An 18,750-nucleotide genomic window follows, 5' to 3' on the forward strand; every position below is an offset into this window, starting at 1 on the left:
GGCGGAGCATCTGTCGTGCTCCGTCATTGCGGGGAGCGCAGCGACGAAGCAATCCAGGGGCCGCAAAGAAGGTCTGGATTGCTTCGCTTCGCTCGCAATGACGGGGAGCAAGTGAAGTGACAGCAGAAACAATCATCCAAAGTCTCGCCAGCGGCCTCTTGATGGGCCTGCTCTACGGGCTGATCGCCGTCGGCCTGGCGCTCATCTTCGGCCTGATGGACGTCGTGAACTTCGCCCACGGCGAGTTCCTGATGATCGCGATGTACGCGACCTTCTTCCTGTTCGCCTATTTCGCGCTCGATCCGCTGCTGTCGGCGCCGATCGTCGCCGCTGCTCTCTTCGTGTTCGGCGCGGTGGTCTATCTTCTGATTGTCAGATTTGCGGTCAGGGCGAAGGCCAATACCGGCATGGTGCAGATCTTCTCCACCTTCGGTCTCGCCGTGCTGATGCGCGGTGTCGCGCAGTACTTCTTCACCCCTGACTATCGCAGCATTCCGCACTCCTGGCTGGGCGGCAAGACGATCTCGATCGCCGGCATCTATCTGCCGCAGCCGCAGCTGGTCGGTGCCCTCATTGCGATCGCCGCCTTCGCCGGCCTGTACTTCTTCATCCACCGCACCGATTTCGGCCGCGCGCTGGAGGCGACGCGTGAGGATGCCGGCGCGGTGGCGCTGGTCGGCATCGACAAGAACAAGGTGTTCGCACTCGGCTGGGGCCTTGGTGCGGCGCTGGTCGGCTTTGCCGGTGCGGTCATGGCGATCTTCTTCTATGTCTTTCCCGACGTCGGCGCGTCGTTCGCGACCATCGCCTATGTGACGGTGGCGCTCGGCGGCTTCGGCAGCGTATTCGGCGCCTTTGCCGGCGGCATCGTGGTGGGCCTCGTCGAGGCCATCACCACGCTGATCCTGCCGCCGTCGCTGAAGACTGTCGGAATCTACGGGGTCTATCTCCTCGTCGTCTTCATCCGCCCGCGCGGCCTGTTCGGATCGATCTGATGGACAAGGCATTCATCCAACGCCGTCGGCGCGACCTCGTCCTCGCCGCCTTCCTTGCGGCCATCGCCGCCGTCGTGCCGTTCTTCGTCAAGGACGTCTACGTCCAGAACATCATGGTGCTCACCCTGATGTACGCGGCGCTGTCGCAGAGCTGGAACATCCTGTCCGGCTATTGCGGCCAGATCTCGCTCGGGCACGCGCTGTATTTCGGGCTCGGGGCCTACACCACCGCAATTCTGTTCACCAAGTTCGGCGTGCTGCCGTGGTTCGGCATGCTCGCCGGCGGTCTGATCTCGGCGCTGATCGCCATGGCGCTCGGCTATCCCTGCTTCCGGCTCGGCGGCCATTACTTCGTCATCGCGACCATCGTCATCGCCGAGATCACGCTGCTCTTGTTCCAGAACTGGGATTGGGCGGGGGCGGCACTCGGCATCGACATTCCGGTGCGGCGTGACTCGTGGCTGACCTTCCAGTTCACCCGCTCCAAGCTGCCGTACTTCTACTTTGCACTCGTGCTCGCCTGCGTCGCCTGGTTCGTGACCTGGTGGCTGGAGGATTCGAAGTGGGGCTATTGGTGGCGCGCGGTGAAGGACAACCCGGTCGCCGCCGAGAGCCTCGGCGTCGACGTGTTCAACTCCAAGATGGGCGCGGCGGCCGTCTCGGCCTTCCTGGTCGCGATCGGCGGCAGCTTCTATGCGCAGTTCGTGTCCTACATCGATCCTGAAAGCGTGATGGGATTCCAGTTCTCGCTCTTGATGGCGCTCCCGGCCGTGCTCGGCGGCATCGGCACGCTGTGGGGACCGATGCTGGGCGCGGTCATCCTGATCCCGCTGACCGAGTTGACCCGCTCCTTCATCGGCGGCTCCGGCCGCGGCGTCGACCTGATCGTGTATGGCGGCCTGATCGTTGCGATCTCGCTGGCGCGGCCGCAAGGTCTGGTCAGCCTGTTCTCCCGCAAGCCGAAGCCGGCCGTTCAGCCCGCGAGAGAGGCGGTGGCGTCATGACCGCGCTGCTGGAAACCCGTAAAATCACCCAGCGCTTCTCGGGCCTGACCGCCAACTCCGACGTCTCCATCAAGGTGGGGCATGGCGAGATCGTTGGCCTGATCGGTCCGAACGGCGCCGGCAAGTCGACCTTGTTCAACCTGATCGCCGGTGCGTTCAAGCCGACCGAAGGCGCCATCATCTTCGACGGCGAGGACGTCACCGCGCTGCCGGCCGCCGAACGCTGCCAGCGCGGCATCGGCCGCACCTTCCAGGTGGTGAAAAGCTTCGAAAGCATGACGGTGATCGAGAACGTCATCGTCGGCGCGCTCGTCCGCACCACCAACATGCGCGAGGCGCGGCGGAAGGCGCATGAGGTCTTGGAGTTCTGTGGCCTCGGCGCCCGCGCCGATGTGCTCGCCAGCGATCTCGTGCCTTCGGAGAAGCGGCGCCTGGAAGTGGCGCGTGCGCTCGCCACTGAGCCGAAGCTGCTGCTGCTCGACGAGGTCCTGACCGGCCTGACGCCGGTCGAGTCACAGAAGGGCGTCGAGCTCGTGCGCCGCGTGCGCGACACCGGCATCACGGTGCTGATGGTCGAGCATGTCATGGAGATCGTGATGCCGCTGGTCGATCGCGCCATCGTGCTCGATCTCGGCAAGGTGCTGATCGAAGGCAAGCCCACGGACGTCGTCCGCGATCCCAAAGTCATTTCCGCCTATCTCGGAGACCGCCATGCTGTCGGTGCGTGACATCACCACCGCCTATCAGGGCCTGGTTGCGATCTCGAATATCTCGATCGATGTCGAGAAGGGCGAGATCGTCTGCGTCGCCGGCGCCAATGGCGCGGGCAAGTCGACCTTGTTGAAGTCGATCGCCGGGGCCGAGCGGCCGCGTGCCGGCAGCATCACCTTCGACGGCAGCCGCATCGACGGCATGGCGCAGCACCTGATCACGGCCAGGGGCATCGCCTATGTGCCGGAGAACCGCCGGCTGTTCCCGCGGCTCTCGGTGCGCGACAATCTGCGGCTCGGCAGCTATCTCTATCGCGGCGAGGCCAACCGCGAGGAGCCGCTCGACTTCGTATTCACACTGTTTCCGCGGCTGTCCGAGCGGCTCGAGCAGCGCGCCGAGACCTTGTCCGGCGGCGAGCAGCAGATGCTGGCGATCGGCCGCGCTCTGATGACCCGGCCGCGGCTTCTGATGCTCGACGAGCCGTCGCAGGGCATCATGCCGAAGCTGGTCGACGAGATCTTCCAGGCCGTCAAGCGCATCCGCGACGCCGGCATGACCGTGCTGATCGTCGAGCAACGCATGGCCGAATGCCTGGAGATCGCCGACCGCGCCTACATCCTCCAGACCGGCCGCGTGCTGATGCAGGGCACGGCAGCGGAGATCAGCGGCAACAAGGATGTGCGGAAGGCGTATTTGGGGCTGTGAGGCGATATGTTCAATTGCCTGCTCTGCGTCGTTGTGTTCGCGGCGCGTAGCGAAGCCATCTAGAGTCCCGTCCGAGGCCCCTGGATCGCGTCGCTGCGCTCGCGATGACAGCGTTCGTGGAAGGCGCGGTGTCCGCCACAACCGTCATTGCGAGCGCAGCGAAGCAATCCAGGGGCCAAGGCAAAGTTCTCTTTGGCTAAGATGTCGAGCAACAGCGGCGACTGTTCGGTCAGCCGCCGCGGCTACACCATCCCCTTGCCGGCGTCGGACCCCTGGCGGCGCTGCCGCGCCTGCAGCATCAGGATCACCGACAGCGCGGCGAAGATCACGACGAAGGACACCGCCGATGTCAGCGTGCCCAGCGCGTAGATGTCGGGCTTGGTGACGGTCGTCGTCAGGCCCTGCAATTCCAGCGGAAGCGTATTCACCGAGCCGATCGCCTGGCTGGAGCGGGCGAGTTCGTCCCAGGACAGGGTGAAGCCGAACAGGCCGATGCCGACCACGGATGGCAGGATGATCGGCAGCACGACGTGGCGGAAGGTCTGCCAGGGCGTGGCGCCGAGGTCGCGTGCGGCTTCCTCCAGCCGGCCGTCGAAGCGGTTGAAGATCGCGAACATGATCAGGAGTCCGAACGGCAAGGTCCAGGTCAGATGCGCGCCGAGGCCCGAGGTGAACAGGCCCATCGCGGTGGTGTAGCCGTCTGCGAGCCAGCCGAGCCCGACATCGGCGCCGTGCTTGTTGATGAAGTCGTCGATCAGCCGGAACTCCAGCGCGATGCCGAGCGAGGTGATGATCGAGGGCATGATCAGGCTGGCGATCGCTGTGTAGAACAGGATCGAGGCGCCACGGAACGGCTTGCGGAACGCCATGCCGGCCGCGACCGACAGCACCACCGTGATTACCATCACCACGAGGCCGAGCGCCAGCGAGCGCTTGAACGCGGCGCCGATGTCGACGATGCCGCCGCCGGAAAACACCTTGCCGAACCAGGTCAGCGACACGCCGTTCATCGGAAACGTCAGGCCGCCATCCGGTCCTTGGAACGACAAGATGTAGATCGCGATCATCGGCCCGTACAGGAACAGCACATAGGCTGCGAAGAAGGCCGCAAGGATGTAGAAGGAGCGGGGGCGCTTGTCTCCCATCTCAGAGCTCCTTGCGCACGTCGACGATCCGCGTCAGCGCGGAGATGATGATGATGGTGATGCCGAGCAGGATCACGGCATTGGCCGCGGCGGCCGGGAATTGCAGTGCCGACAGCCGGGACTCGATGATCTTGCCGGCGGAGGCGATCTGCTGGCCGCCCATCACGCCGACGGTGACGAAGTCGCCCATCACGATGGTGATGACGAAGATCGAGCCGATCACGATGCCGGGCTTCGACAGCGGAATGACGATGTTGACCAGTGTCTGCCAGCCCGATGCGCCGGCATCATAGGCGGCCTCGATCAGGCGCTTGTCGATGCGGATCATCGAATTGAAGATCGGCACCACCATGAAGAACGTGAACAGGTGCACCAGCGCCAGCACCACCGAAAATTCGGAGAACAGCAGCCATTCGATCGGCTTGTTGACGATGCCCACACCTTGCAGGCCCTGATTGACGAGGCCGTTGCGTCCCAGCAGCGGGATCCAGGCGATCATCCGGATCACGTTGGAGGTCCAGAACGGGATCGTGCACAACAGCGACAGCACGATCTGCCAGGTCTTGCTGCGAACGTGGAAGGCGAGGAAATAGGCGACCCAGAAGCCGATCATCAACGTCAGGCCCCAGGTCAGCAGGCACAGCTTCAGCGTCTTCAGATAGGTCTTCAGGATCGTGCACAGTTCGGGCAGGTTGGCGACGCAGCCTTCGAAGGTGTCGGTATAGCCGCGGAAGCTGAACGCCGGGATCATCTCATATTCGTTGTAGTCCCAGGCGCTGACGACGACGACGAGCACCAGCGGCAACAGGAAGAACAGCGCGAATACCAGCATCATCGGGCCGGCCTGCAGCCACGCGATCGAGCGCTGGGTCAGCTTGCGGAAGGTGCTCTCCGCGGGCGCTACGGTGTCGGGCGAATTGTCGATCGTCACGGCCACGTGGGGAAACCTGTCGTCCGGTGCGGATGTTTCGAAACGTCTGAGACGAGCTGCCGCGCCCACGACGTCGCGGGCGCGGCAGCAATGGCGGTCACATCAGGCGGCGATGAACTCGTTCCACTTGCGGACCATGTAGTCGTTCTCGTCCATGACGGCGTTCCAGCAGACGACGTTGCCCATGCGGTCCTCGTAGGAGCCGCCGTCGCGCACGGCGCCGGCCTTTTCCATCAGGGTGCCGTCGGGGGCCTTGATGTCGTTCTTCGCCGGCTTGCCTTCCATCCAGTAGCCCCACTCGTCCTCGGTCATGTTGGCCTTGGCGGTGGAGAGCACGGCCGAGTAGTAGCCCTGGCGGTTGAGATAGGCGCCGGCCCAGCCGGACAGGTACCAGTTGACGAACTCATAGGCCCAGTCGAGCTTCGGGCTGCCGCCCACCGCCTTGGAGACGCAGAAGCCCGAGGCCCAGGAGCGATAGCCTTCCTTGAGCGGCTGGAACACGCAGGGGATGCCCATCGAGCGCACCTTGGTGACGGCCGGCGACCACATCGACTGGATCACGGTCTCACCCGAGGCCATCAGGTTGACGGACTCGTTGAAGTCCTTCCAGAACGCGCGGAACTGGCCGGCCTTCTTGGCCTCGGTCAGCACCTTCATCGTCAGGTCGATCTCGGCCTTGGTCATGTTGCCCTTGTCGGCATATTTGTATTGGCCGGTCGCCTCGACGACGAGGGCGGCATCCATGATGCCAATCGAGGGAATGTTGAGGATCGAGGCCTTGCCCTTGAATTCGGGGTTGAGCAGCTCGGCCCAGGAGTTGATCGGGCGCTTGATCAGGTCGGGGCGGATGCCGAGCGTGTCGGCGTTGTAGACGGTCGGGATCAGCGTGACCCATTCGGTCGGGGTTGCCGAGAAGGTCTTGGAGTTTGCGCCGTCGAGATAGAGCACCTTCCAGGGCGCGGTGCCCTGGCCGCCGATCTTCTTGCCGTTCGGCAGCTCGCCCTTGGTGAAGACGGGCGTGATGTTGTCGAATTCCTTGATCTTGCGCGCGTCGAGCGGGAAGATGTTGCCCGACGGCACCAGCTTCTTGAGCGAGAAATATTCGGTGTCGAGCACGTCGAAGGAGTTCGGCTGGGTGATGACGCGCTTGGTGACGTCGTCGGTCGTCGCCGTGATGTATTCGATCTTGATGCCGGTGTCGGCGAGGCACTTCTTGGAGATCTCGTCGCCCTCGTTCACGGCGGTGCCGAGATAGCGCAGCACCTTGGCGTCGGCGGCGTGGACGTAGGGCGCGCTGAGCAGCGTGCCGGAGCCGGCGAGACCGGCAACGCCCGCCGCGCCCTTGAGCAGCGAGCGGCGGCTGATGGATGTCGTCTTCGATCGATCAGTCATGATCATCTCCTTGGGAAAGAACGAGCAAACGAAAATCAGGTGACCAGCTCCGCAGCCGGAGCGGCTGCGGCAGGGCGGGGCGTCAGTGCGTCAGCGAAGGCCATGTTCCAGGTGACGACGACGCGCTCGCCGATGCTGTGGGTCTGTGCATCGAACTGATCGTCGCTGAGCTGCGCCGAGATCTCGGGGCCACCGTCGGTCGCGACCGCGACCAGCACATAGGTGCCCTGATATTCGATCTTGCTGATGGTGCCGGGCACCACCGGGCCGTCGATCGCCGCATTCGGCGCCTTGAGCTGGATGCGGTCGACGCGCACGGCGAAGGTCTCGCCGTTCAGCGGGATCACGTTGTGGCCGCCGATGAAGCGGGCGGCGAATTCGGTGCGCGGATGATTGAAGATGTCGCGCGGGCTGCCCTGCTGCTCGATGCGGCCGCCATTCATCAGCACCACGAGGTCGGACAGCGCCATGGCCTCGTCCTGGCCATGGGTGACGTGAACGAAGGTGAGCCCGAGCTCGCGCTGCAGTCGCTTCAGCTCGGCGCGCATGCGCAGGCGCAGGAACGGGTCGAGCGCCGACAGCGGCTCGTCGAGCAGCAGGATCTGCGGCGAGGTGATCAGCGCACGGGCCAGCGCCACGCGCTGCTGCTGGCCGCCGGAAAGCTGCGCCGGCAGGCGGCCAGCATAGCTCTGCATGTCCACCAGTTCGAGCAGCTCGCGTGCCTTGGCGTGGCGCTCGGGCTTGGACACGCCTTTCATCTTCAATGCAAACGCGACGTTGTCGATCACCGACAGATGCGGAAACAGCGCATAGGACTGGAACATCATCGCGGTGCCGCGTCCTGCGGGCGGCAGCTCGGTCACGTTCCTGGCGCCGACGATGATGTCGCCCGACGTCGCGGATTCGTGGCCGGCGATCATGCGCAGGGTGGAGGTCTTGCCGCAGCCGGACGGGCCGAGCAGACAGCAATAGGAGCCGGCGGGAATCCGCAGGTCGATTGCGTCGACGGCGGTGACGTGACCGTACATCTTCGTCACCTTCACCAGTTCCAAGCTCGCGCCCGCCGCCATCCGCCCTCCGTCGTCCTGTCCCGTGTCGGTCATGATCGCAGCTCGCTCCGTCGGGCGCCCGCGATCCGGCCCGTCTGATGTCTGCAACGGATATGCCAAGGGTCGCCGTGGGCGCGGAGCAGCGCGTGAAAATTGCGCGCTGGATGAGATGCGTATGCAACGCTCGAAAGGGCATTCCCCGGTCCCGGCGTCAGTCCGCTCAGATGGGCCGCCGATCCGGCCAAACAGCCGCGCCCACGCCGATGTGGAGGCATTTTGCCCTGTCCTTTCGTGCTCCGGGCGTGCTCAGCGATAGGCTGCAATCGATGGTGGAAGAGCGGGGCGCATCCGCGCGCCGCGGCAGCGATGAGCTGCCGGTGTTGTCCCTGCTCGACCGATCCGTCCCTGATTGCTGCCGAAGTCGCACTTTGCCTGAATATTAGGCATCGTTGTCCTCCCGAGGCAAGGCAGCTTGATGAGCGACAAGGCGGCGCAGGCTACCTCGCATGCAGGCCGGGCTGGCGGGACGCTAGATCCGCCGTGCCCGCGATCTCGCCTGCGCGGCGGCCACCAGCATGCGCTCGGCAATGCCGCGCAGCTCGCTGACCGCGATCGGATCAGAGGCGGCGAACGCGTCATAGGAGTCGGCTGCGATCGGAAACCAGCGATAGAAGCGGGCCTCCTCGTAGAGCACCCGGGCAGCGGCATCGATCTCGGCCGGCGTCGTTGCGAAATATTGCATGCCCATCCATCCGCCGGCGGGATCAGTGATGACCGTTGTGATCGGGCAGGGTGAGGCCGAAGACTTTGACCAGATCGTCGACCTGCTGCGGCGACAGATGACGCGGGTTGAGCCCGCGCAGCAGCAGATAGAGCTTTGCGGTCTCCTCGAGCTCCTCCATCGCGAACACGGCGGCTTCCAGCGTGTCACCGGACACGACGGGCCCGTGATTTGCGAGCAGCACCGAGGCGTATTTGCCGGCGAGACCCTTGATGGCATCGGCTACCGCGGGATCGCCCGGACGATGATAGGGCACCAGCGCGGTCTGGCCGCAGCGCATCAAGTAATAAGGTGTCAGCGGCGGCAGCGCGGCGCGCGGATCGATCTCCGGCAGCATCGAGATCGCGACCGAATGGGTCGAGTGCAGATGCACGACGGCGCGCGCGGCGTCGCGCGTCTGGTACAGCGCCGTGTGCAGCGGCACCTCCTTGGTCGGCGCATCGCCCGAGACCAGTCGCCCTTCGGCATCGAGCCGCGACAAACGGGCCGGATCGAGGAAGCCGAGCGAGGCATTGGTCGGCGTCACCAGCCAGCCGCCATCATCGAGTCGCACGCTGATGTTGCCGGACGAGCCCGGCGTCAGTCCGCGCTCGAACAGCGAGCGGCCGAACCGGCAGATGGCCTCGCGAATCGCAGTTTCCGCCACGGGTCTTTCCTCGCATGTCGCTGTTTTGCCGCTTTGTCTCACGCTTTGGCAACGCGGCCAAGCCGTGATACCCAGAGTGCAGTCCGGGGCAACCGGACGTCTCCGGGAAACGCTTCAGGGATCTGCCGCATGCCGTCGCCATCGCAATTGAAAGTCGCCGTGATCGGGCTTGGCTCGATGGGATTCGGCATGGCGACCTCGCTGAAGCGCGCAGGCTTCGAGGTGACCGGATGCGACGTCTCGGCGGACGCGGTGGCGCGTTTCGTGGCCGACGGCGGCAAGGGCGCGACGACTCCCGCCGAGGCGGCTGATGGCGCCGACATCGTGGTCAGCGTCGTGGTCAATGCGGCGCAGACGGAAGCCATCCTGTTCGGCCCGGGCGGTGCTGCCGAAACCATGCCGAAGGACGCCGTGTTCGTCTCCTCCGCGACCATGGATCCTGACGTTGCGCGGCGGCTGGCGAAGCAGCTCGAAGCCACCGGCCGGCACTACCTCGACGCGCCGATCTCCGGCGGCGCGCAGCGCGCCGCGCAAGGCGAGCTGACGATCCTGGCCTCGGGCAGCGCGGCGGCGTTTGCCAAGGCGCGGCCGGCGCTCGATGCGATGGCGGCCAAGCTCTATGAGCTCGGCGATGCCGCCGGGCAGGGCGCTGCGTTCAAGATGATCAACCAGCTTCTCGCCGGCGTGCACATCGCAGCGGCGAGCGAGGCCATCGCCTTCGCCGCCAAGCAGGGCCTCGACATCCGCAAGGTCTATGAGGTCATCACCGCCTCGGCCGGCAATTCCTGGATGTTCGAGAACCGCATGCCGCACGTGCTCGACGGCGACTACACGCCGCGCAGCGCGGTCGAGATCTTCGTCAAGGACCTCGGCATCATCCAGGACATGGCACGCAGCCATCGTTTTCCGGTGCCGGTCTCGGCCGCCGCGCTGCAGATGTTCCTGATGACGTCGGCCGCCGGCATGGGCCGCGACGACGACGCCTCTGTGGCGCGGATGTATGCGCAGGTCACCGGCACGACGCTGCCGGGCCCCTCCAAGTAGCAGCACGACGAGTATTCACGCCATGCCCCGCTTCGCCGCCAATCTCTCGATGATGTTCACCGAGCATCCGTTCCTCGACCGCTTCACGGCCGCCGCCAAGGCCGGCTTCACTGCGGTCGAATTCCTGTTTCCGTATGACCATCCGGCCGAGGAGGTCGGCCAACGGCTGCATGGCAACGGCTTGACCCAGGCGCTGTTCAACCTGCCGCCCGGCAATTGGGATGCCGGCGAGAAGGGCTTTGCGGCGCTGCCGGAGCGCTTCGACGATCTCAAGGCGAGCCTCGAGACCGCGCTGCCCTATGCCATGGCGACCGGCGTGAAGCGGCTGCACATGATGGCGGGGATCGCCGAGCGCAGCGATCCGAGGGCGGTGGAGGCGTACTACAAATCGGTCGCATGGGCGGCCGAGTTCTTCGCGCCCCACGGCCTCGACGTCGTGATCGAGCCGATCAATCCGCGCAACGTGCCCGGCTACTTCCTCAACGATTTCGGCTTCGCCCGCGATCTGATCCGTGAGCTGAAGATTCCGAACCTGAAGCTGCAGTTCGACATCTATCATTGCCAGATCATCCATGGCGACGTCACGATGCGGCTGCGCGAGATGATGGACATCATCGGCCACATCCAGATCGCCAGCGTTCCCTCGCGCAACGAGCCCGACGGCGAGGAGCTCAACTATCCGTTCCTGTTCGGGGAGCTCGACCGGCTCGGCTATGCCGGCTTCGTCGGCTGCGAGTACAATCCGCGCGGCCGCACCGAGGACGGGCTCGGCTGGTTCGCGCCCTACAAGGGAGTGAAGCCGTGAGCCTGAAGCTCGGCTGCATCGCCGATGACTACACCGGCGCCTCCGATCTCGCCAACACCCTGACCCGCGCCGGCCTGCGCACGGTGCAGACCATCGGCGTACCGGCTGATGACCTCACGCTGCCCGAGGTCGATGCCGTCGTGGTGTCGCTGAAGAGCCGCTCGATTGAGGCGTCGCTTGCCGTGGCCCGCTCACGCGAGGCCGACACATGGCTGCGCGCACGAGGCGCCGACCACGTGCTGTTCAAGATCTGCTCGACGTTCGATTCCACCGACGCCGGCAATATCGGTCCTGTCATGGACGCGCTGGCGGGCGATGCCGGTGAAACGATCGTGCTGGTGACGCCGGCGTTCCCGGAAACCAGGCGGACCGTCTATCAGGGCAACCTGTTCGTCGGCGGCGTGCCGCTCAATGAGAGCCCGCTCAAGGATCATCCGCTCAACCCGATGCATGACGCCAATCTGGTGCGCGTGCTCGGCCGGCAAAGCCGACGGAAGATCGGTCTGGTCGATCTCGCCACCGTGGTGCATGGGCCGGAGGCGATCAGCCACCGGCTGCAGGAACTGGCCGGGCAGGGCATGGGTGCCGCGATCGTCGACGCCGTGTTCGATGCGGACCTGACCGCGATCGGTGCGGCCGCCTTGAAGAGCCGGGTCTCCGTCGGCGCGTCCGGCATCGGGCTCGGTCTGGCGCGCGCTTTGGTCGAGGCCGGGCGCGTGCATTCCCACGGCTTGGCGCATCACGCCGATGCCCCCGTCGGCGGCTTGGCCGCCTGCCTCGCCGGCAGCTGCTCGCAGGCGACGTTGCAGCAGATCGCGCAGGCCGAGACCATCATGCCGGTGCTGCATCTCGATGCGGCGGGTCTGGTCGCCGGTCCGGACGAGACGCAGCGCGCGCTCGCCTGGGCGCGTGAGCGCATCGCCAAGGGGCCTGTGCTGATTGCCTCCAGCGCGACGCCGGATCAGGTCAGCGCGCTGCAATCCAGGCACGGCCGCGAGGCGGCGGGGCACGCCATCGAGCAGGCGATGGCCGATCTCGCCGAGGGGCTGATCCAGGCCGGCGTGCGGCGGTTGATCGTCGCCGGCGGCGAGACCTCGGGCGCTGTCGTTGATCGGCTGGGGATTCCGGGCTTCCTCGTCGGTCCGGAGATCGCGGCCGGCGTGCCCGTGCTTCGCACGATCGGCGCCGACGCAGGCGACATGCTGCTGGCGCTGAAGTCCGGCAATTTCGGTGGGCCGCAGTTTTTCGCCGACGCGCTCGGGCTGATGCGCTAACTGCGCGTCAGCCGACTCCCGGCTGCGTCGGCCCGTGCCGGATTTTGGAACGACGTGCTTGGCCTCGGTCCCGATCTCATCATCTGCTTAGTTTGTGAGCCGTCGCTCGGCGCGGCAGCGCCGTCGTGCCGCCATAAGCATCGGGACGCACACTGAAAAAGCAGAAGTTTTTTGCGTGTAATGCCCGATAACTCCCGTAAATTAACGGTCTCTAGGGACCTCACCGCTATACCTCCAGTACGGACCGTCGCGTGACGCGTTCATCTGTGGGTAGGGCAATGAAACTGAATCGGATCGGCTACAAACTCGGGCTCGCTGGCGCCATCGGCGCATCTCTCGCCGTCGGCATGATCGCTAACCAGTTGATGGCGGAAAGAGCGGTCAACCACGCCAATCAGCAGGCCGAGCGCGCGCGGCGCGTCGTCGAGAGCGTGCTGTCGGCCAGCATCAACATGCAGCAGACCCAGCTCGGTGGCCGTTCGGCGCGGCTGGCGCGTGCGCCGGCCGAGGCAGAGAAGGCAGCCGCCGACATTCAGCAGTTCTCGACCGGGATGGTGACGGACATCGACGCCGCACTCGCCAACGTGTCGACCGCCGACAATCGCGCCCGGCTGACCCGGATCAAGGAGCTGATGACGAGCTATGCCGCGGGAGCGGTCGATCTCGCCGAGGCGCAGAAGAAGTTGCTGACGCAGATCGAAAAGCGCAGTGCTGTCTCCAACGACTGGAACACCAGCCTGAAGGCTCTGCTCGCCTCGCCGTCGCTGCCGAAGCTCGCCTTCCGCGAGCGGGTCGAGCGCCAGCTTCACGCTGCCGATGCCAAGTTGAACTACATGCGGTCGCAGGCCTGGCGGTTCGGTATGACTGGCGATGCCGCGACGATCCTGACGGTGAAGCAGACGGTGCCGGGGCTGAAGAGCTCGCTGACCGACGCCCGCATGCTGGCCGACGACCGCGAGATCCAGGCCACGATCACCAAGCTCAATGGCCTCGCCTCGGACTTCGTCGCCGCGAACGACGAGGTGGTGAAGACCGAGGGGATCAAGGAGGCCGTGCTGCGCGACCGCACGCTCATCTATCTCGGCGAGGCCGGCGAGCTGATGTCCTCTGCGATCCAGGACGCGCGCGCGCGCAACGCGAGCGCGCGGTTCGAGGCAGACCAGGTCGCCGCGCAGGCGAGCTATATCACGCTGTTTGTCGGATTGGCGGTTCTGTTGTCGGTGATCGGTTCGGTCGTGTTCTCGTTCCTCGGGATCGCGCGGCCGTTGACGCGGCTGAACGCGGCGCTCGGCGAGATGGCGCGCGGCCGGCTCGACATCGCCATTCCCGGCGCATCGCGGGGTGACGAAATCGGCGATCTCGCCAAGACCGTAACGGTGATCCGTGGCAATGCGGAGGAGAAGGCGCGCGCCGAGGCCGAGGAAAAGAGCGCGCAGGACGCGATCACGGCGCGCCAGCGCAAGGCCGACATGCAGCGGCTGGCCGAGCAGTTCGAAGCCGCGGTCGGCGAGATCGTGAACACCGTCTCGTCGGCCTCGAGCCAGCTCGAGCAGTCCGCCACCACGCTGACCCAGGCCGCGACGCGCTCGCAAGGCTTGACGACGGCGGTTGCGTCCGCCTCGGAGGAAGCCACGACCAACGTCCAGTCGGTGGCGTCTGCGACCGAGCAGATGGCCTCGTCGGTCACCGAGATCAGCCGCCAGGTGCAGGAATCGGCGCGCATCGCCAACGACGCCGTCGGCCAGGCCCGCACCACGACCGGGCGCGTCAGCGAGCTGTCCAAGGCTGCCACCCGCATCGGCGACGTCGTCGAACTGATCAACACGATTGCCGGCCAGACCAACCTGCTGGCGCTCAACGCCACCATCGAGGCCGCACGCGCCGGCGACGCCGGCCGCGGCTTCGCGGTCGTCGCCTCGGAGGTCAAGGCGCTGGCGGAGCAGACCGCGAGGGCGACTGGCGAGATCGGCCAGCAGATCTCGAGCATCCAGGTCGCAACGCAGGAGTCGGTCAGCGCGATCAAGGAGATCTCCTCCACGATCGAGAAGCTGTCGGAAATCTCCTCGACCATCGCAGCCGCCGTCGAAGAGCAGGGCGCGGCGACGCAGGAGATCTCGCGCAACGTCCAGCAGGCGGCGCATGGCACGCAGCAGGTCTCGTCCAACATCGCCGACGTCGAGCGCGGTGCGGCCGAGACCGGGTCGGCCTCGGCCCAGGTGCTCTCAGCGGCACAGGCGCTGTCCGGCGACAGCAACCGTCTCAAGCAGGAGGTCGCGAGCTTCCTCGGTTCGGTGCGGGCGGCGTAACGCCGAGACGCGGAAGCGGCCAACTCGGATTGCGCAGGGGATTAAAAGGCCGGAGCATCGAACGCTCCGGCCTTTTGCGTTGTCACGCGTTGCATCGACGCCGGCAAACTAACCTGCGTAGTCAATCTGCGTTTTTAACTTGTGTTAAGAATCGGCGCGTAGGGTCCGGACGTTCGCGGCCAACGCGCAGTCGAGTCCCACGGGCAGACGGCGCTTCTCTCGTTCGGTCGCATGGCACGAGACGACGCGTCGCACGGCAAGCCGGAGCGCGTTACCGATCTGGACGGGCAACGATCAGTTTTCGATCGTTGCTCCGTATTTGCACGGACATCGTCTTAACCAGACTTAATATTGGGTTCCGTAGCTTCCACGCGTGGGCTGCGGGCCCGTTTGCGTGACGACGAGGGCGAGCCCCCCGACCGTCGACGTGATCTGTCCCCGAGCGCCCCAAGCATGAGTCGCGCCCGTGGAGACTGACATGTCGTTTGCAATGCCTCATCGCCTCAAGCTCACCATCGGGATCAAGATCTACGCCCTGATCGGTCTGAGCTTCCTCGGTCTGATCGGCCTGACTGCCTTCAATTCCCGTGAGCTCGCTGCCGGCCTCAAGCAGCAGAAGCAGCTCGAGCTGCGGCATCTGACCGAGCTCGCGCTCGCCATCTTCGCCGAGGAGCATGCTGCCGCGCAGAAGGGGACGATCTCGGTCGCCGACGCGCAGAAGCGCGCTCTGGAGCGCGCCTCCCAGCTCCGCTATGGCGGCAACGAGTATTTCTTCGTCACGGACATGACCGCGAAGATGCTGATGCATCCGATCTCGACCAAGCTGATCGGGCAGGACGTCGCGGACATGAAGGATCCGAACGGCAAGAAGCTGTTCCAAGAGATGATCGACGTGGTTCGCCAGCATGGCCGCGGCTTCGTCGACTACGATTGGCCGAAGCCCGGCTCCGAGACGCCGCAGCCCAAGCTCACCCATGTCGCAGGCTTCGCACCCTGGAATTGGCTGGTCGGGACCGGCGTCTATATCGATGACCTCTCGGCTCAGGCCTGGGCCTCGACGCGGCAGTCGTTGATGGCGGCCGGGATCGTGCTGCTGATCCTGCTCGTCGTGTCGACGCTCGTCGGGCGCGGCATCACCAGCCCTCTGCATCGCATGACCAGCGCGATGAAGAGCCTCGCCGGCGGCCGTCTCGACGTCGAGGTCCCCGGCGTAGGACGCGGCGACGAGATCGGCGAGATGGCCGGCGCCGTCGAGGTGTTCAAGAGCAATGCGGTCGCACGTCACGCGCTGGAAGCGGAGCAGAAGGAAGCCGAGCAGCGGGCGCTGGCCCGCCGCAAGGCCGACATGCACAAGATGGCCGACGACTTCGAAAGCGCCGTTGGCGAGATCGTCGAGACGGTCTCGTCGGCTTCGTCCAGACTGGAAGTCTCGGCGGATACCTTGAGCAAGACGGCGGTCCGCGCCGGCGAGCTCGCAACCACGGTGGCGGCTGCGTCGGAGGAAGCGTCGACCAACGTGCAATCCGTCGCCTCGGCCACCGAGGAGATGACGTCCTCGGTCACCGAGATCGGCCGCCAGGTGCATGAATCGGCGCGCATGGCCAACGAAGCGGTCGAGCAGGCGAAGAAGACCAACGAGCGGGTGAGCGAGCTGTCGCGCGCGGCGAGCCGCATCGGCGACGTGGTCGAGCTGATCAACAGCATTGCCGGGCAGACCAATCTGCTGGCGCTGAACGCCACGATCGAGGCGGCGCGTGCCGGCGAGGCGGGGCGGGGCTTCGCCGTGGTCGCCGCCGAGGTCAAGGCGCTGGCGGAGCAGACCGCCAAGGCGACCGATGAGATCGGCCAGCAGGTGGCCGGCATCCAGGCGGCGACACAGGAATCGGTTGCGGCGATCAGGCTGATCTCCGGCAGCATCGAGCGGCTGTCGGAGGTTTCCTCGACGATTGCAGCCGCTGTCGAAGAGCAGAACGCCGCGACCAAGGAGATCTCGCGCAACGTGCAGCAGGCGGCGCACGGCACGCAGCAGGTCTCCGTCAACATCACCGACGTGCAGCGCGGCGCCACCGAGACCGGCTCGGCCTCGACCCAGGTGCTGGAGGCGGCCCAGGGGCTGTCGACAGACAGCAACCGCCTCAAGCGCGAGGTCAGCCGCTTCCTGCAGACGGTCCGCGCGGCCTGACAGGCCGGGGCAATCTCACTAGCTCAATTAACGATCCGACCAGCGTGTCTCAACGAGTTCAAATCCCGTCATGATGGCCTTCCTTGACCTCCGGCCCCGCCACGAGGTGGTGAACCGGATGCGATCGCTCGCGACTTCCTCGGTGATCATCCTCACCCTCATGCTCACGACCTCGGTCGGTGCCGCGCCCGGCGACAACCTCGCCGTCGTGCGCGACCTCGGCGGCAGGATCGGTCCCGCCATCGGAGCGGCCCTTGCCTGCAGCGAGATCCCTCGGCCGCGGATCCAGGCCATCATCGGCAAGTTCCAGGCCGTCATCCGGGAGGCGTCGAGCGACGACGGCGATCGCAACGAGCTGACGCGCGAGTTCGACCGCTCCATCGCCGACGGTCGCGCGGCCGTGGCGAGTGGCCGTCAGGACTGCCGGCGGGCCGAGCTTCAGCTCGCAGACATCGAGCGATCGATCGGCGCGCCCGCAACGGCGGCCGGCGCGCTGCCGGACTCTGCGCCCTCCATCGCTGCGGCTGGTGCGACGAGCGCCGTGCCTGCTCCATCGGTTCGCGGCGTCACGGAGCGCGACATCACGTTCGGCAGCGTCTTGCCACTGTCGGGCGCGAACAAGGAATCGGGTCGGCTGCTCAAGGTCGGCATCGAAGCCGCCTTCAACCGCGCCAACGACGCCGGCGGGGTCAATGGCCGGATGCTCAAGCTCGTCGTCGCCGATGACGGCTATGATCCGAACCGCACGCTCGACGCCATGAAGCAGCTCTACGAAAAGGAGCGCGTGTTCGGCTTCGTCGGCAGTTTCGGGACCGCGACGGCGGCCGTCGCGATCCCATATTCGCTCGAGCGCCGGATGCTGTTCTTCAGCCCCTATACCGGTGCGAACGTCTCGCGCCACGATCCGCCGGACCGCTACGTCTTCAACTATCGTCCGAGCTATTCGGAAGAAGCCGATGCGCTGGTCCGTTACCTGGTGAAGCTGCGCCGCGTGCCGCCACGCCAGATTGCGCTGTTCGCGCAGGACGATTCGTTCGGCGATGCAGGCTTTGCCGGCGTGGCAAAGGCGTTTCGCGTCCTCGGCCTCAGCGACGCCGCGATCCTGCGCGTCAACTACACCCGCAATACCGTCGATGTGGAGCCGGCGATCAACCAGCTCAAGGCCCAGAAGGTGCCCGTCCGCGCGGTCATCATGGTCGCGACCTCGCGCGCGGCGGCGAAGTTCATCGAAAAGGCGCGCGACGCGCTTCCCGGCGTCCTCTTCGTCAATGTGTCGGCGGTCGGCGCATCGGCGCTTGCCAATGAGCTCATGCTGCTCGGTTCGCGCTACGCGGCCGGGGTCGTCGTGACCCAGACCGTTCCCGCCGTCTCCGGCTATTCGAGCGTGGTGCTCGACTACAAGGCCGCGCTGGCTCGACACTTCCCCGGCGAACCGCCGGACTACACCTCGCTCGAGGGCTACATCGAGGCGAGTATCCTGGTTCAGGCCCTGAAGCAGGCCGGTCCGCAGCTCGATACCGAGCGGCTGATCGATACGCTGGAGTCGATGCGCAACATCGATCTCGGTCTTGGCGCCTCGCTCAACTTCGGCCCCGCCGAACATCAGGCCTCGCACAAGATCTGGGGCACGGCGCTCGACGAGACCGGCGCCTATCAGCCGATCGAGCTGGAATGACGCGGCTATCGCCGGGGTGCAGCGCGGCTCCGGCGAGACCGGCTCGGCGTCGTCCCAGGTGCTCTCGGCGGCGCAAATGCTGTCCGGCGACAGCAACCGACTGAA

At 65.8% G+C, this 18,750-nt stretch carries 16 protein-coding genes; 10 read left to right on the top strand and 6 right to left on the bottom strand.

All coding sequences use genetic code 11. The features are described 5' to 3' along the window. Positions 1-116: 116 nt before the first annotated feature. Genes ACQR0U_RS16690 through ACQR0U_RS16705 form a run of 4 tightly spaced genes read left to right on the top strand, consistent with a single transcriptional unit; the run spans position 117 to position 3,415 of the window. Positions 117-995, top strand: coding sequence for a branched-chain amino acid ABC transporter permease (locus tag ACQR0U_RS16690; RefSeq protein WP_434872193.1), 879 nt, complete (start codon positions 117-119; stop codon positions 993-995). Beyond that, on the top strand, positions 995-1,999 hold the full coding sequence (locus ACQR0U_RS16695) for a branched-chain amino acid ABC transporter permease (protein WP_315715790.1): 1,005 nt from the start codon (positions 995-997) through the stop codon (positions 1,997-1,999). Before ACQR0U_RS16690 ends, ACQR0U_RS16695 begins: the two co-directional genes overlap by 1 nt. Further along, a complete protein-coding gene (locus ACQR0U_RS16700; protein WP_316164358.1) occupies positions 1,996-2,727 on the top strand; it encodes an ABC transporter ATP-binding protein in 732 nt (243 codons plus the stop codon). The genes ACQR0U_RS16695 and ACQR0U_RS16700 overlap by 4 nt, the downstream gene beginning before the upstream one ends. After that, positions 2,711-3,415: an ABC transporter ATP-binding protein gene (locus tag ACQR0U_RS16705; protein WP_316164359.1), complete on the top strand. Its 705-nt coding sequence runs from the start codon at positions 2,711-2,713 to the stop codon at positions 3,413-3,415. Before ACQR0U_RS16700 ends, ACQR0U_RS16705 begins: the two co-directional genes overlap by 17 nt. A 242-nt stretch (positions 3,416-3,657) precedes the next feature. Here ACQR0U_RS16705 and ACQR0U_RS16710 read toward each other — a convergent pair whose 3' ends face one another. From ACQR0U_RS16710 to otnC, 6 genes are all read right to left on the bottom strand, one after another. Further along, positions 3,658-4,560 (bottom strand): ABC transporter permease, encoded by a 903-nt coding sequence (locus ACQR0U_RS16710; protein ID WP_315749155.1) that lies wholly within the window; start codon positions 4,558-4,560, stop codon positions 3,658-3,660. Position 4,561: 1 nt separating this feature from the next. Beyond that, positions 4,562-5,497, bottom strand: coding sequence for an ABC transporter permease (locus ACQR0U_RS16715; RefSeq protein ID WP_315749156.1), 936 nt, complete (start codon positions 5,495-5,497; stop codon positions 4,562-4,564). 96 nt (positions 5,498-5,593) lie between these two features. Beyond that, positions 5,594-6,883, bottom strand: a complete 1,290-nt coding sequence (locus ACQR0U_RS16720; RefSeq protein ID WP_315714958.1) for an ABC transporter substrate-binding protein — start codon at positions 6,881-6,883, stop codon at positions 5,594-5,596. 35 nt (positions 6,884-6,918) lie between these two features. Beyond that, positions 6,919-7,953 carry an ABC transporter ATP-binding protein gene (locus tag ACQR0U_RS16725; RefSeq protein WP_315826484.1) on the bottom strand — a complete coding sequence of 345 codons (1,035 nt, stop codon included), beginning with the start codon at positions 7,951-7,953 and terminating at the stop codon, positions 6,919-6,921. A gap of 508 nt (positions 7,954-8,461) precedes the next feature. Then, on the bottom strand, positions 8,462-8,674 hold the full coding sequence (locus ACQR0U_RS16730; protein WP_316164362.1) for a hypothetical protein: 213 nt from the start codon (positions 8,672-8,674) through the stop codon (positions 8,462-8,464). Positions 8,675-8,696: 22 nt separating this feature from the next. Then, complete coding sequence (gene otnC / locus ACQR0U_RS16735) at positions 8,697-9,359, bottom strand: 3-oxo-tetronate 4-phosphate decarboxylase (RefSeq protein ID WP_434843549.1); 663 nt, start codon at positions 9,357-9,359, stop codon at positions 8,697-8,699. A gap of 120 nt (positions 9,360-9,479) precedes the next feature. Here otnC and ltnD point away from each other — a divergent pair, with 120 nt between their 5' ends. The 6 genes from ltnD to ACQR0U_RS16765 all read left to right on the top strand — a co-directional run bounded on the left by ltnD (position 9,480) and on the right by ACQR0U_RS16765 (position 18,645). Beyond that, on the top strand, positions 9,480-10,403 hold the full coding sequence (gene ltnD, locus ACQR0U_RS16740) for an L-threonate dehydrogenase (RefSeq protein WP_410052268.1): 924 nt from the start codon (positions 9,480-9,482) through the stop codon (positions 10,401-10,403). Positions 10,404-10,425: 22 nt separating this feature from the next. Beyond that, the gene (gene otnI, locus ACQR0U_RS16745) at positions 10,426-11,208 is read left to right on the top strand and encodes a 2-oxo-tetronate isomerase (protein ID WP_315826372.1); all 783 of its coding nucleotides are present in this window, start codon (positions 10,426-10,428) and stop codon (positions 11,206-11,208) included. Next, the gene (gene otnK / locus ACQR0U_RS16750) at positions 11,205-12,482 is read left to right on the top strand and encodes a 3-oxo-tetronate kinase (protein WP_315826371.1); all 1,278 of its coding nucleotides are present in this window, start codon (positions 11,205-11,207) and stop codon (positions 12,480-12,482) included. The genes otnI and otnK overlap by 4 nt, the downstream gene beginning before the upstream one ends. A gap of 278 nt (positions 12,483-12,760) precedes the next feature. Continuing rightward, a complete protein-coding gene (locus tag ACQR0U_RS16755) occupies positions 12,761-14,788 on the top strand; it encodes a methyl-accepting chemotaxis protein (RefSeq protein WP_315749165.1) in 2,028 nt (675 codons plus the stop codon). Positions 14,789-15,266: 478 nt separating this feature from the next. Next, positions 15,267-16,970 carry a methyl-accepting chemotaxis protein gene (locus ACQR0U_RS16760; protein ID WP_315714951.1) on the top strand — a complete coding sequence of 568 codons (1,704 nt, stop codon included), beginning with the start codon at positions 15,267-15,269 and terminating at the stop codon, positions 16,968-16,970. A gap of 118 nt (positions 16,971-17,088) precedes the next feature. Further along, a complete protein-coding gene (locus tag ACQR0U_RS16765) occupies positions 17,089-18,645 on the top strand; it encodes an ABC transporter substrate-binding protein (protein ID WP_316194553.1) in 1,557 nt (518 codons plus the stop codon). The last annotated feature ends 105 nt before the right edge of the window (positions 18,646-18,750 follow it).

Origin of the sequence: Bradyrhizobium sp. HKCCYLRH3097 (assembly GCF_051167875.1) — a bacterium.
Taxonomy (GTDB): Bacteria; Pseudomonadota; Alphaproteobacteria; order Rhizobiales; family Xanthobacteraceae; genus Bradyrhizobium.